This window comes from Parvimonas parva (assembly GCF_016552165.1).
GTDB lineage: Bacteria > Bacillota > Clostridia > Tissierellales > Peptoniphilaceae > Parvimonas > Parvimonas parva.
On sequence record NZ_JACVDA010000011.1, the window covers coordinates 40,254 to 54,213 of the forward strand.

13 protein-coding genes and 3 pseudogenes are annotated in these 13,960 nt (G+C 24.0%); all 16 read right to left on the reverse strand.

Annotation, left to right across the window (positions count from 1 at the left end):
• Window positions 1-7: 7 nt before the first annotated feature.
• On the reverse strand, window positions 8-760 hold the full coding sequence (locus tag IBJ83_RS04785) for a formate/nitrite transporter family protein (RefSeq protein ID WP_201275588.1): 753 nt from the start codon (window positions 758-760) through the stop codon (window positions 8-10).
• A gap of 52 nt (window positions 761-812) precedes the next feature.
• Complete coding sequence (locus tag IBJ83_RS04790) at window positions 813-1,283, reverse strand: MlaD family protein (RefSeq protein ID WP_201275589.1); 471 nt, start codon at window positions 1,281-1,283, stop codon at window positions 813-815.
• A gap of 18 nt (window positions 1,284-1,301) precedes the next feature.
• Complete coding sequence (locus IBJ83_RS04795; protein ID WP_201275590.1) at window positions 1,302-1,661, reverse strand: YtxH domain-containing protein; 360 nt, start codon at window positions 1,659-1,661, stop codon at window positions 1,302-1,304.
• Window positions 1,662-2,128: 467 nt separating this feature from the next.
• A pseudogene (locus IBJ83_RS04800) lies at window positions 2,129-3,090 on the reverse strand (DDE-type integrase/transposase/recombinase).
• Between the two features lie 172 nt (window positions 3,091-3,262).
• Window positions 3,263-4,939 (reverse strand): MobP2 family relaxase, encoded by a 1,677-nt coding sequence (gene mobP2, locus IBJ83_RS04805; RefSeq protein ID WP_201275591.1) that lies wholly within the window; start codon window positions 4,937-4,939, stop codon window positions 3,263-3,265.
• Window positions 4,929-5,348, reverse strand: coding sequence for a hypothetical protein (locus IBJ83_RS04810; protein WP_201275592.1), 420 nt, complete (start codon window positions 5,346-5,348; stop codon window positions 4,929-4,931). The genes mobP2 and IBJ83_RS04810 overlap by 11 nt, the downstream gene beginning before the upstream one ends.
• Before the next feature lies 1 nt (window position 5,349).
• On the reverse strand, window positions 5,350-5,595 hold the full coding sequence (locus IBJ83_RS04815; protein WP_201275593.1) for a hypothetical protein: 246 nt from the start codon (window positions 5,593-5,595) through the stop codon (window positions 5,350-5,352).
• Window positions 5,596-5,949: 354 nt separating this feature from the next.
• Window positions 5,950-7,071 carry a hypothetical protein gene (locus tag IBJ83_RS04820; protein ID WP_201275594.1) on the reverse strand — a complete coding sequence of 374 codons (1,122 nt, stop codon included), beginning with the start codon at window positions 7,069-7,071 and terminating at the stop codon, window positions 5,950-5,952.
• Window positions 7,071-7,772, reverse strand: a complete 702-nt coding sequence (locus IBJ83_RS04825; RefSeq protein WP_201275595.1) for a hypothetical protein — start codon at window positions 7,770-7,772, stop codon at window positions 7,071-7,073. Before IBJ83_RS04825 ends, IBJ83_RS04820 begins: the two co-directional genes overlap by 1 nt.
• 1 nt (window position 7,773) lies before the next feature.
• Window positions 7,774-8,418 (reverse strand): hypothetical protein, encoded by a 645-nt coding sequence (locus tag IBJ83_RS04830; RefSeq protein ID WP_201275596.1) that lies wholly within the window; start codon window positions 8,416-8,418, stop codon window positions 7,774-7,776.
• Between the two features lie 104 nt (window positions 8,419-8,522).
• Complete coding sequence (locus tag IBJ83_RS04835) at window positions 8,523-8,972, reverse strand: hypothetical protein (protein WP_201275597.1); 450 nt, start codon at window positions 8,970-8,972, stop codon at window positions 8,523-8,525.
• 11 nt (window positions 8,973-8,983) lie between these two features.
• Window positions 8,984-10,144, reverse strand: a complete 1,161-nt coding sequence (locus IBJ83_RS04840) for a zincin-like metallopeptidase domain-containing protein (RefSeq protein ID WP_201275598.1) — start codon at window positions 10,142-10,144, stop codon at window positions 8,984-8,986.
• Between the two features lie 64 nt (window positions 10,145-10,208).
• Window positions 10,209-10,610, reverse strand: a pseudogene (locus IBJ83_RS08570) (C40 family peptidase); the annotation flags it as partial.
• A 75-nt stretch (window positions 10,611-10,685) separates the two neighbouring features.
• Window positions 10,686-11,249, reverse strand: a pseudogene (locus IBJ83_RS08575) (lysozyme family protein); the annotation flags it as partial.
• Between the two features lie 5 nt (window positions 11,250-11,254).
• Window positions 11,255-13,165: a VirB4 family type IV secretion system protein gene (locus IBJ83_RS04850; RefSeq protein ID WP_201275599.1), complete on the reverse strand. Its 1,911-nt coding sequence runs from the start codon at window positions 13,163-13,165 to the stop codon at window positions 11,255-11,257.
• An 89-nt stretch (window positions 13,166-13,254) separates the two neighbouring features.
• Window positions 13,255-13,941: a PBECR4 domain-containing protein gene (locus IBJ83_RS04855; protein WP_201275600.1), complete on the reverse strand. Its 687-nt coding sequence runs from the start codon at window positions 13,939-13,941 to the stop codon at window positions 13,255-13,257.
• Window positions 13,942-13,960 lie beyond the last annotated feature (19 nt).

The following is a 13,960-nucleotide window of genomic DNA, read 5'->3' on the forward strand; positions in this document are numbered from 1 at the left end:
TTTTCACCTAATCCCTATAAGCAAAATAGTAACAAGTTGCTACTATACAGCCACCAATTATATTTCCTATTGTAACAGTAATTAAACTGTATAAAAACGCTCCTGCACTTATATCAGAAACTATAAAAGACATTGAAAGATAGAACATATTTGCGATGCTATGCTCAAAACCACAAACTAAGAACAATATAACAGATATTGCACAGGCAAAGAATTTTGAAACTCCGTCTTTACAAGCATAAGCCATCCAAACGCCTAAGCAAACAAAGATATTACAACCAATTCCTTTAAATAACAGACTTAAAAAACTTCCACTTACCTTTGCAACAGTTATTTTATGTAAAAATCCAAACATTTCCGGAGACATTCCCATTGCTAGATAAACAAGTAAAGCTGTAAATATAGCTCCAACAAAATTAAATATATACACAAATACCCAATTTCTAAACATTTTTGGAAATGTAATTCTCTTTGCAAGTGCCGGTGCTAACATCAAAATATTTCCTGTAAACAAGTCCGCTCCCGCAACAACTACTGCAAAAAGTCCAAAAGAGAAACAAATTCCTGAAATAAATTTTCCATAAGTCGCATTTAAACTTGCCATTCCTGTATTTACAACAACATAAGAAAAACCACTCAAAGCAATAAACATTCCAGCTAAGAAAGCTAAAACAAACATTCTATGCAATTTGTAATTCGCCTTTCCTTCTCCAATTTTGTATAACGATTCCAACAATTCCGATTTTGCTATAACTCCCATAACATCCTCCTATACAAAAACAGAGATTAGCAAAAGCTAATCTCTATAAAAATTATCTTTTTCTAAAATAAGATTTAATAGTTTCGATAATATTCATAATCATATCTACCTTATCAACTACCATATCAATATTTTCCCTTACATCCATAGTAGTATCTACAACTTGTTCAGCAACAAATCTGGTAGAAGTTGTAATATCCTCAGTCATATCTTTAACATTTTTAAGTGTCAAACTAACATTTTCAACACTGTCTGTTATATCTTCCTTAGTGTCAGCTAAAATTTCATCACTCTTTTCAAGAATTTCATTTGCATTAGCAATAGCCTTATCAGCATTTTCAATTAAGCCGGGTAATTTTTCAGCACTTGAAACTAAACTTTCTTCACTCTTTTCAAGCATAGAATTTACTTTACTAAAAAATTTTATCAACTTAACAAAAAAGCAAACACAAGATGCTAAGCAAATTATCGCTACTAAATAAAGAATAACCCTTAAAGTTAAATCTAAATCTATTGTTACCATTTTATCCTCACTATTCTTCTATTTTTCAACTTCAACTTCAACTTCAACTTCAGGAGTAATTTCAGTCATATTTCTATTAGAAAAATTATCGTACTTTTCTACGGCTACTTCTTTAACTTCTTTAGCTTTATCTGCAACAATTTTAACCGCATTATTTACATTTTCATTAACATATTCAACGCCGTCTTTAGTTGCATTAACAATATCTTCTCTAGTTTCTTTACCGGATTTAGGAGCAAACAAAATACCCACTCCGGCACCAACAGTAGCTCCTGCTACAACCTTCGCAACAGTAGATAATCTTTCTTTTCTTATCTTTCTTCTAACTTCTCTTTCTTTCTCAATACGTCTTTGTTCAATATACTTCGCTAAGCTCATAATAAAAACCCCCTAATCATTTTTTAAAAATCTAAGTTTTCCCTGCCATTTTATAGACCTTCGCAATTGAAGGTGGGCAAACTGTCTTAAATCTCACGGTTTCCAAAAACAAGGCTGCCATCAAAGTAAGAACTCCGTAATCCCTTATTAAAAATGTAGGTATAATTAAGCAGGGAACTCCTAGACAATATTATTATAGCACACTTTAGCCTAAAAGTGTAGTATTAAACAAAAAATTTGTTGTAGGAATTCGATAGATGTGAATAATAGATTTTAAAAAATAATGTGATTGATAAAATAATCACAATTTATAGATAATATTTAGATATTTTTGAAAAGAATATATCTAAATACTTTATTTGAATTTTTAGAATGATACACTAAAAAGAACTAACTAATGTATCTTTTTTAATTAAGTTAATTATACCACTTTTTTATAAAATTGTCAACTATTTTTTTAAAATTTTTCAACTTTTTATTGCAAATAACTCTTTTCTTTTTTCTACCGGACTAATAAATCCTAGAGGTTTCATTGGTATTCTATTTGACCTGTATAAATATTTTTTCATCTGATAAATCAAATCTTCATAAGAATAGAATTTTAATGTTTTATAAAATCTTTGATTATCATTTCTATGGCTTCGTTCCACTTTACCATTGTGTCTAGGTGTTCTAGGTTTAATTAATTGGTGTTTTATATTGTAATAAAAGCAAAGTCTATCAAGAGGATGTATTTTATCTGTCTTTCTAAAATGTGTAAATTCTGAACCGTTATCTGTTTGAATGATTTTTGGTTTATATCCGAAATACCTAATAGCCATTTTTACGAATTGAATTGTTGAAAAACTAGATTTTTCTTTAAAAGCATAAATAAACCTTTCTCTAGTAGCTTCATCTATCATTGTATATTGATAAAACTTTTCAGGAATTTCTCCAACATAACAAGCTATTGGAACATACTTTACGTCCATTTGCCATTTTTCACCCGGTAATTCAGGAGTATAATATTTTTGTGGTATATATTTTTCTTTTAGTTTTTTTTTGAATCTTCAGCTGTTTTCCTAAGATTATTTATTCTTACAAATCTAGTTAAAGTTGTATAAGGTCTTTTGTATCCTTTGTATTTAACTAATTTATGATATATTTCTAATAAAGACATATCAGGATTTCTTCTAAGATAATTTTTTATATTTTTCACTTCTTCTTCAGTATGAGCAATAGGATTAGATTTAGGTCTTTTTGACCTATCCATAAGACTTTCTCTTGTTCCGTCAAATCTTTTATTCCAACGCATAAGGGAAGTATATGAAACTTTAAATTTTCTACAAACAAAATCCATAGAATTACCAGCTTGATACATTTTACAAGCATTGTATCTAGTATCTAACGTATGTGGTAGATACCTTTTATTTTTATCTTTTTCTTCCATTTTTTTCTCCTATATATTTTATATTATATCAGTATTATATCATAAAGGATTGATTAAAACAAAAAAATATTATCTTTTTTATATTTTAGCAATTATTTAAAATAGTTTCTTATACTTCGATATATTGTTAATAATATATCAAAGTTTTTTTCTTTTTTATCCAATATAGCGTTTATTTTTCTAGTGATTTTTTCTTTTCTTGTCTAGTTTCCTTTTCGATTTCTCTATATCTCATTAAGTTATGATAACTTTCTTCTTGCAAAGTTTGTTCAAAATTAGAAAATATATTTTTAAAGCAAGTAAATAGAGATACTTGGTATTTTGCTGTATCTAAATTTTTCTTGTTTTCCAAATACCTTTTTTCTAATTCTTCATACTGCTCTTTAACCTTTTCTATTGATTCATCTAAAATATTTTTTTGAAATTTAAAAATTTCTTTGTAAATTTCTTTTTGTTCTTTTTTTGAAAATTCATTATTTTCAAAAATTGTTTTAATATAGTTTCCATATCTGTTTTCTAATCTCATATTTGTGAGTTTATTTAATAAAATATTTTCTTTTTCGTTTTTAGGATTAAATCCCTTTTTACAAAAACATTTTATCATTTCCTTTTCTTCATCAGTCTTAAAACTGCTATAATTTATTTCAGTTTTATAGATTCTATTTTTTATATAATCTTTAGCAATGTATATTTTTTGGTCTTTATATTTCTTTTCTTTTAATTTTTCTTTGAAGAGAGAAAAATATATTTCTAACTTTTTATCTTCAGTTAAAAGACTTTCATTTCCATTATTTCCATTAGACAATTTGTCTAATGGATTTTTTAAACTATTTATATCTATATCTTTAAAGTCTAAATTAAAATCTTTTAAGTTTTTTAAAATCTTATTTGCTCCTCTTGTATATAAATCATCTAAACAATTTTTCATATAAAAATTATGCTCATACTTACCTTTACCATATCTTCTAGTATAAAGCTCTTGAGTTTTTAAAAGTTCATCTTTGTATTCTTTCATTTCTTCTTTAAAATGATTATAGAAAAATTGAGTTGTGAATTTATTTAATAAAGGTTTAACATAAGCAATCTTTTTATTGTTATATTGCCATAGATTTTGATTTAAAGGTAATTTTTCTTTTATTTCTTTTAAAAGTTCTATTTCTTCTTTAGAAAAATTTTTATTTTTAAAATCAATATTTTGAATAATTTTTTTCCTTGATAAAAAACTAAGCTCTTTTAAGTTTTCTACATCATTAGATAAAACACTACTTACAACAGACTTCCCTTTTTCAAAAGTTGACTTTTGGAACAGGGCATTTTTACATCTTTCTTTTTCTGTTAGTTTTTCATCAAAAATGTATTTTCTAGTAGGTTCTCCAAGCTCCACGATAGATAAATGTATATGAATATTATCTGTGTTATAATGAATAGCACCGCTATAAGTATAGCTTGAAATATTTTCTAGCTTTAACATTTTTTCTATACTTTCTCTTGCACATTCTTTTAATTTTTTATCATTTACTACTCCATTTTTTAAAATGTTATTTTTGACTAAAAATTCATTATTAAAAGCAATGATAGGTTTCCACATAAAAGAATTATTTTCTTGTGCCGTTCTAAATAATTCTTTTTGCTTTAATATTTCCATTTCATCAAGAAAATCTTTATTTTTTGTGAAAATGGAATCAGTCTTAGCTTCATCGAACATATAATTATGGTAGCTTTCATAAGTCTTAGTTTGCGTTTTTGCTTCATCAAACATATAGTCTAAATAATCCAAAAAAAATTTATAGCTTTTAGGTTTTTCAAATTCCATAGATAAAAAAATATCCGGTGTTATCTTACCAGTCATTTCTACTATTCCTTATTCTGATATTTTTTTCTTCAGCTTGTTTTTCAATTTCACATTCTTTTGCTTTTTCAAAATTTTCACTTACTCTCTTTTCTCTATCTCCAAAATATATTTCTCCACTATTCCCAAGTGAAATAGAATTTAGCATATTCAAAATTATTCCTTGATTAAATTTTAATTCTCCTAAAAATTTAAAATCATAATTTTTTATTTTCTCTTTCAAATCTTTATATTCTGAAAAAAGTTTTTCAATCGAACTCGAAAAACTTTCTCCGGTAAATTCATTTTTCATTTCTTCATAAATTTTACTATCGATTGAAATTGATGTTTTAAATTTTTTATTTTTTAAACTTTTTAATTTTTCTTCATCTTCTTTTTTTAATTGTTCTTTTGTTAAATTTTCTTCCATACTATTCTCCTATTAATATTTTTAAAATTTTTGTATTTTCATCTATTACCTTTGAATTTTCTTTAACTAAACTTTGATATTTTTCATCTATCAATCTTACTGATGAATCTACAAAATAATTTTCTAAAATTTCTTTTAAAAGTTTGTTTTTAGAAATTCCTTTTTTCTTACTTTCAATTTCTAACAAAGAATATATTTTTTCATTAACACCTCGTATTAAAATATCTTTTCTTTCTTTTGCTTTCATTATTATCATCTCCATTTTTTTACTAAATAGTACTATCGACTAGAAAAATACATCTTACCTACTAAAAACAGGATAAAGGAAGTGATATCACTTCGTTATAGGCTTGGCAGTACCAAGCCTTTTTTAATGCTATCATTTTGAACTTTTTGTAATACTTTATAATACTTTTTTACGCTTGAGTATTACTATATAATACTTTTTTACGCTTGAGTATTACCATATAATACTTTTTTATGCTTGAGTATTACTATATAATACTTTTTTCGTTCTCTGTAATACTTTATAATACCGATATTTTTTAAAATATTGGTTAAAAAGAAAAAATTATTGTAAACTTTTTTTATTTTTTTGAAATTATGGTGTAAATTCTATTTCAATTTCTCCATTTTTCTTTGAATTTTCTTTAGATTTTATATAAGAATTATTGTTTTTTGATGTAGATTTTTTTGTATTATTTTGATTTTTTGGAGTATTATTTGTAGTATTTTGTTTTGGTTTTACATTATTTTGTCGATTATTTTTTACGGGATTAGTAGTATTTTTTTCAATATTTTCTTCTTTTTTTACTTCTTTTTCTTTTGGTTTTGATACTTCTTCAAGAATGTTACTCGGATTATTATTTTCAGAAATTTTATTTTTATATTCTAATTCTGTTAATTTTTTCTTTCTATTTAATAATTTTGGCTTTTCCTTTTTACCTGTTTCTATAAAAATATGTTCACATTTTAAAACTAAATTAGTATTTTTTAAGTCTATTATTTCATTTTCTATTTCAATTATTTTATTTTTTAAAGAAAAAATATCCCTTTTGTTTGAAAAAATTTTATTTTCTGATTTCACTTTTTCTTCATCAGTCTTGTATTGTAATTCATCTGTTAATAATTTTAATTCATTATTTTTAGTTAAAATTATTTCATTATTCTTAGTAAATTCTTCATTTTTTCCTTTTATTTTTTCGTTATTTTCTTCAATTAAAAAAGAAATATAATCTAAAATATATTCCTTTTTTGTCTTTTCTTTAAAATTTTCATTAACTTTTATTTCAAATTCATTAAAATATGTATGATTAGATACCTTACTTTTACCTATATCATTTTCATATTCTACCATAAATTTTAAAGTTTTAAAGTATTTTTTTAAAGGAATTTTTATTAAATAATATCCTTTATAGTTATATAAAATTTCTGGTTCGATTGAATAATCTACATTTTTTTCTGTTTTTGTTTTAAATTTAAACTTATTTATATTTTCAATATAGTTGTAGTCTATTAGTTCTAAATATAAAAAATCTATTGATTTCTCAATAGATTTTATCTTTAAACTTTCGCTACCTAATATAAAACTTTCTCCTGGCTTTAGTGTTTTATATTTATCTTTTGGTATAAGAAATATATTTGCAAGAAAAATTGTTGCTATAAATATTCCAATTCCTATAAGAAAATAAAAATAACTTTTACTTTTTTTATTTTCAAACATTAATTTTCTCCTTTATTTTCTTTTTCAAATTCTCCTATTGGTTCTGTATTCCCAACGTCTAAATGCCTTTGTAAATTAATTTTTCCTTTATTATCTACATTTCCTTTAAATACAAAAAATCTTTGATAAGGTTTTTCTCCGGCAAAAATTATAATCGTATATTCTTTAGATACATTATGTTGTCGTATTAAAATTTTTACTTTATCTTTCATTTTAAAAGGTTTATTCAAATCTTCTTCTGTTAAAGTTTGCCAACCCGGAGCAAACATTCCACCTATATCTGTACTAAAATTTTTAAAATTTTCAATATACTCTTTCATTGAATTTGTATTAAAAAAACCATAAAATGATTTAGCTATTAATTCTATTTCTTTTAAATCTGTATCCTTATTTTCAAAAGCATTATAAGGAGTTATCTCATTTTCATTTAAAAGAATAAAATTATCTAAAAGTTTCTTTTCTTTTACAATATTTTTTTCAACTTTCTTTTTAGATTTTTCTTTTTCTTCAGGATTTTTTTCTTCACTTTTCTTTTCTTCTACTTGTTTTTCTTCTTCTATTTTTATATTTTTTATTTCATTATTTACTTTAAAATGTAGAAAAGATAGTCCAAAAATTCCTAAAATATTTAAAGCAATTAGTGAAAAAAATAAAATATTTGAATATTTTTTTATTAGTTCGTTTTCAAAAATTCTTTTCATATTAAGCTCCATTTCTTATATCTTTGATTATCATTTCTTCTTCTTTTTGAATTTTATATCTATCTTTATCTATAACAATTATAAAAGTATTGGTATAAACTCCTGTTTTATCTTGTCTAATTTGTTGATTACTTACTCTATTTATAAAGAAAACATCTCTTTCGTGAATTGTTGTAACTATAAAAGTTTTTTCATCTATCGTATTTATATTAATACTCATATTCTCTCTTAAGCTACTTTTTTCATCATATTTAGGGTGTGGCTTTTTACCTTTTGTCTTTTCTAAATATTCTTTTTTTAATTCATCTGAATAAAAATCTTCTAACTTTCTATCATCAGCTAAACTTCTATAATTATATTTTCTTTTTAAAAATTGAGTAACAAATTTTTCTAAATTAGGATTAAAAGCAGAAAGTCCAACTGTACTTATATTTTTATCTTCAAGATATTTTTTTATATTTTCTTTTCTCTTTTCTTCAGGATTTTTTTGTTCTTTTTTCTTTTCATCTGTTTTTTTTACTTCTTCTTTAGTTACAGAATTATTACTTAATATATTCTGCTTGTTTTTATATTTAGTAAAAAGAAAAATATTAACTGTAACTAACATTAATACTATAAAAGTTCTACAAAAAACCTTTAACTTCATAAATAGCACCTCTTATCGTTGAAATTTACACATTTCCTTTTATTTTGCGTTTTAAGAGCATATTTTTATTTTTTAATATAAATATATGCCTGAATTAAATATTTTTAACTAATAGCTTCTAAAACAGCCTTTTCAAAATCAAAATTGTAAAATTTACTTATTAAAAATAAATAATGATATATATTTACAATATCTTCATCAGTAATTTTAAAACTTAAATTTAAGTCTTTATAAATATCTGTTATTTCCATATTTATTAAATTAGTAACATCATTTTTATTTGTTATACTTAATAATTCCTTTTCTTCAGGAATAATAACTTTATAAAAATCATCATAAATATTTTCAAAAGTACAGTCATTTATAACTCCGGCAACACTAAAAAGAATAGCTGTCTTTCCTAAATTTTCTTTTACAGACAGTCTATCTTCTTCAAAGACTGCTACAACAAAATCACTTATTGTCTTTTGTAATTCAAAAAAGTATTTCTCATCTAACTTTAATCTTTTTAAAATTACTCCCTTTTTTACATCGTTTAAAATTTCTTTTATCATTCTATTCTCCTTTACATTTCCATTTCCATTTCTAATTCAAATTCTTCTTCTATTTCTGTTTCCACTTCTAAAGTTTCTTCCTTTGTAGTTTCTTTTGTTTCTTCAGTCTTTTCTATTTCTTCTATTATAACATTTTTTTCTAAAGTTTTCTCTAATTCATCAAAATGTTTTATTATATATTCCTTTGCTTCATTTCCTTTTTGTATCGCATTTATTACTCTTTTTGGGTCATTAGTTAAAACATCACTCCAACCTTTTAGATATTCAGCAGATACATTTATATTTTCATCATATAAATATCCAAATTTTTTAGATAAAAATATACTGGAACTTTCAGCTACTATTTCTTCAAAAGCATATTCCTTACTTCCAAACTCATTTTTTATTTCTCTATTTAATCTTTTTTCGTGTCCAGTTGCGTGTGATAGCTCGTGAAAAAATGTACTCTTAAATTCTTCACTACTATAAAATTGTCTTTCTGTTGGTAAAACTATTTTATCATTTTTCGGACTGTAATATGCTTTATTTTGATTTTTAAAAGCTAATTCTACATTCATACTTTCACATAATTTAACTGCTATATCTTTATCTTTAAATTCAACTTTATTTTCTTCTAAATTTTTCAAAAATTCTTTTTCATAACTTAAATCCAAATTATCAAAACAATCTCCATTAAAAACTGTAAATTCTTTTTTAGCAAAAGTTATATCTCTATTATTTATTAAATCCTCTTTTTCCATTTTTGAAATATTATTATATTCTTCATAGGTTAAATATTTTTTGTTTTTTCTATCATAAATAACCGGGAAAGAAATTTTTTCTCCAATACTTCCTTTTTGTAAATGAATTTTTTGTTTTTGTTCTTCAGGAGCTAACTTTTTATTTTCTTTTTCAATTTTTTCATTTAATTTACTCATTTGATTAAAAGTTAGCCAAGATGAACTTATATATCCTTTTTCCTCTTTTGCAACCGCTAAAGATAAAGCATTCAACCCATTGTAAAAATTTTTAGTGAAATAATTTATATTATCTAAAGATACATTACTCCAACCTTTTTTATAAGCAGATTTCCCACTTTCAATTCTTTCTTTTATAGAATTTAATATACTTATTTCTTGTTTAGATAAAGTTTTTATTTCACTAAAATTAATATCTTTTAAACTTTTTTTCAATTTTATCTCCTTTCTCCATTAGATAAATTGTCTAATGATTTTTTATTGTGTAACAACAAGATTTTTATTTTTTAACTCTTCCAAAACCATAAAAATGTGATTGCCAATATTTTGTGTTAAATTTTTCATAACAAACTCCAGGTTCTCCACCTGTATGAATCATTGTATCATTGCCTATATAAATTCCAATATGACTTATAGGGTCTGTACAACCAATATATGTTGAATGAAAAAATACTATATCTCCCGGAACTGCTTGACTAGGTGATATTGGTAAACAGTAATTTTTATAAATTCCCCAAGCTGTATCTCTAGGCATATTTTTTACTCCTGTTTTTGTATAAATATAACCAACAAAGCTTGAACAGTCAAAGCTATAAGGTGCGTGATGATATTGTGCTCCAAAAACATAAGGAGCTCCTAAACATTTATTTGATTCATCTATTAATTTTTTTACATCACTTGAATATAAAGAACTATTAGGTGTTTTATTTTTAAAAGATAAATACCTATAAATATGTTCTATATACTTTGTATCTCCATAAACATTATAAGCCCAACCTTTTAATATTTTTAACATATGCAAAGAAAAAGATACAGCATTTTCCTTTGTATATTTATTTCCATGATTTTTAACCCAGCTTAAATATCCACTTCCATAATTATATGTTTGTAAAACTAATTCAACTGAAAATTCTATATCTCTTTTCTTTATTTCATCTATGATTTCTCTCCAACGCTTCATTGCGTGTTCAATACTTTCTTCAGCGGATTTTATCATTCCCATTCTTCCATTGTACTTGCTTTCTGAAGCCTGAAAAATGTCAGGCTCTGTTCCACTACTTTCTTGTGTAGCTTGTGCCAAAATATAAGGCAAATACATTTCAGGAATTTTATATTGAGCCATATATTTTTTTATTGTTGGTATATGCTTTTGTACTGAATTAGGTATTTTAGATAAATCTTCTAAAACTTCAACACTATTTTTATTATCAGCGTTCTTTTTATAAGCTATAAAAACAGCACTTATTATAATTATTCCAGCTAAGGCAAAGGTCAAAAAATTGAATAAAAAGAAAAAAATCAACTTCTTTTTTAAACTCATTTTTTCTAAATTCCTCCTGTATTAAGTAACCATTCTTCTTCAGAATATCCTAAAGATACTTTAAAGACTATATTCTTATAGCCTGAAATGGATAATAAACATTCTCCGGTTTTAAAAGTTGGTATTAAGTCAATTTCAGAATCTGTTAGCTCTGAAGAAAAAACTTTTGAAAATAAGGCTTTTGAAGATGTATCTTGATTAAATATAACTTTATATTGTGCTAATTTAAAGATTTTATTCATAAGTGATACACTTTCTTTTGTTGATATATTATCTTCTAATAAGTGAAAACTAAACCATATTCCAGCTAAATATTTAGGTGCTTCTCTCATATAGTTTTCAAAAAATGTATATATTTTTTCATCTGCACTGGAATTAAACATTCTGTGAGCTTCATCTATAAAGACTAAATATTTTGTATCATCTATGCTTATATCTTTTACTTTTAACATAGATGTATTACTAATCATTTCTTGCCATAAAATATTTAAAATATTAAAAATTATTGAATTAAATACATTATCTTCATATTCACTTAAAGATTTTATATTAAAGACTATAAAGTCCTCATCATTTATTGATATAGTTGACGTTCCATTGAAAAATGAATCATAAGTTGATAGCATTGTTTCAATAGTTAGTTTTATTTTATCAAGTCTTTTTATTCTTATTGATTTTTCTTCTTTATTTTCTTTTTCAAATTCTTCTTTTAAAAATTTAAAAAAATCACTTAAAATTGGATATTCTTCATTTTTTAAATCTGTAATTCCTTTATAACTTTTTATATTTTCTTCTTGCTTTACAAATCCCATTTTTATATAAAATTTTTCAAGTAAAATCCCAAGTTCACTTAAATCATCATTATTAAAAGCCGGATTAAAATATGAAAAGAATATTTTAAGTTTATTTATATGTTTTTGAAAAGATAGTCTGTCATTATCAGCTATTCCACCCTCAAAAGAAGATTTTAAAACTTGAAAAGGATTAATTATACCATTACTTCCATCTAAAGCTAAAAACTTTGAATTAAAGCCTTTTGCTATTTCATTAAATTCTCCTGAAGCGTCAAAAACTCTTGCTTTATTTCCTTTTGCAAGTTCAGTTAAAGTCAATTTTTTTAAAAAAGTTGATTTACCAGCTCTCATTTTTCCATAAAGAACTCCATTATATGATTTTCTTTCTTCAGTTCTATTAAAAATATCAAAAACTACATTACCACCTGTAAAAGACGTTCCAAAGTATGTTCCTTTTGGGTCATCTAAATATGAATGGTGGTAATTAAAACCAGCTCCAAGAGTTGAACTTTCTATAAAAAGTCCGTCCCTTTTTGTTAAAAAATCTTCTTTTTGTGTTGTTAAAGAATTTTGCAAAGAATTAAAGTCATCTTCTAATTCATTAAGAAAAATACTTGCCCTAAACAAATCTCCCTCTAATTCTTCTAAAACTGCTTTTACTTTCTTTTCTAAATCGTTTATAGTTCTTTCATAAACAAAAATTCTTAAATGAATCTTTTTGATAACTTCTCCGTCTGTTACTCTATCCAAAAGACTTTCATTAGTTTCAGCATTTTTTCTTGCTTTCATTCTTTCTTGTGGAGTTCTTGCTTGACTTTCTCTTGTATCATATTCTGAAATAGCTTTACTTAACTGATTTATTATCTTTGTTGATTTTTCAGTTGTAATATCTAAAGTTGTTATTACATTTTCTATTTCTGTAATTTTTCTAAGCCATAAATCATTTACAGTTTTTGGTAAAGAATAAATATGAATACAAGTTTCATAACCATCGCCCTTTTTTATATAATTTTCTTTAAAAATCATATTTCCCATAGGTTGAGTATTCTTTACAAAATCCGGGTCAAAATTTTCATTAGATAACATTTCTCTACCTAATTTAATTTTATTTAAAAGTTTCATAAAATTTCTCCTTTCTTTCATTAGACAAATTGTCTAATTCTTTTTTTTAACCAATTATTTATTTAATAAAAAAAGAAATAAACTTATTATTAAAAGTCTATTTCTTCATCTAACTCTAATTCTTCTTCTTTTATTTTTTCTTCAGATAAAAACTTTTCTTCAAGTTCTTTATCTTTTTCTATATCAAAAGAAAATTCTCTCCATTTTTCAAAATCTTCTTCATATTTTTCTATTGATTTTATTGGTTCATTAATACTTGTATCTTTGTAAAACTTATCATTATTTTGTACTACATAAGTTTCAAGTATATTTCTTTTAACTTCAAAATCAGTAAAAATATCTAAGTTTTCCGTTTCCAAAATTCCTAAGTGCATTGTAGTATTATCTTTTGTATCTATGACTAAAAATCTACTTTTTATTGAAGTTTTTTCATTTGTTTGTTCAACTATTCTAGCTTTATCTAAATTTTCCAAAAAATTTTTTAAAGTTTCTATTCTGTTTCTTACATTGATTAAATCAGTTTTTGAATGATATTTATTAATGTTACTATATATTTCTTCATCAGATAAATTTTCACCTATAACTTTATTATATAATTCTATCCCTGTTTCTTGTCTTTTTCTTCTATTGATATATTGTAATCCCAATAAATGAGGTATATTTTCTTTATTTAACTTTATATTAAATTCTTTTGTATCACTAATTATTTTTAAATTTATATTATCAAAATTCTTACTCCACAACAGAGTTTCTTTTGCAAGATAACTTTTTTTCATTTTATTCTCCTTTGGGTAT

Coding starts and splice junctions, on each gene's coding strand:
- IBJ83_RS04815 (WP_201275593.1), bottom strand. CDS start 5,595: ATGAAAGCAAAAGAAAGAAAAGATATTTTAATACGAGGTGTTAATGAA.
- IBJ83_RS04810 (WP_201275592.1), bottom strand. CDS start 5,348: ATGGAAGAAAATTTAACAAAAGAACAATTAAAAAAAGAAGATGAAGAA.
- IBJ83_RS04785 (WP_201275588.1), bottom strand. CDS start 760: ATGGGAGTTATAGCAAAATCGGAATTGTTGGAATCGTTATACAAAATT.
- IBJ83_RS04835 (WP_201275597.1), bottom strand. CDS start 8,972: ATGATAAAAGAAATTTTAAACGATGTAAAAAAGGGAGTAATTTTAAAA.
- mobP2 (WP_201275591.1), bottom strand. CDS start 4,939: ATGACTGGTAAGATAACACCGGATATTTTTTTATCTATGGAATTTGAA.
- IBJ83_RS04850 (WP_201275599.1), bottom strand. CDS start 13,165: ATGAAACTTTTAAATAAAATTAAATTAGGTAGAGAAATGTTATCTAAT.
- IBJ83_RS04830 (WP_201275596.1), bottom strand. CDS start 8,418: ATGAAGTTAAAGGTTTTTTGTAGAACTTTTATAGTATTAATGTTAGTT.
- IBJ83_RS04825 (WP_201275595.1), bottom strand. CDS start 7,772: ATGAAAAGAATTTTTGAAAACGAACTAATAAAAAAATATTCAAATATT.
- IBJ83_RS04820 (WP_201275594.1), bottom strand. CDS start 7,071: ATGTTTGAAAATAAAAAAAGTAAAAGTTATTTTTATTTTCTTATAGGA.
- IBJ83_RS04855 (WP_201275600.1), bottom strand. CDS start 13,941: ATGAAAAAAAGTTATCTTGCAAAAGAAACTCTGTTGTGGAGTAAGAAT.
- IBJ83_RS04790 (WP_201275589.1), bottom strand. CDS start 1,283: ATGGTAACAATAGATTTAGATTTAACTTTAAGGGTTATTCTTTATTTA.
- IBJ83_RS04795 (WP_201275590.1), bottom strand. CDS start 1,661: ATGAGCTTAGCGAAGTATATTGAACAAAGACGTATTGAGAAAGAAAGA.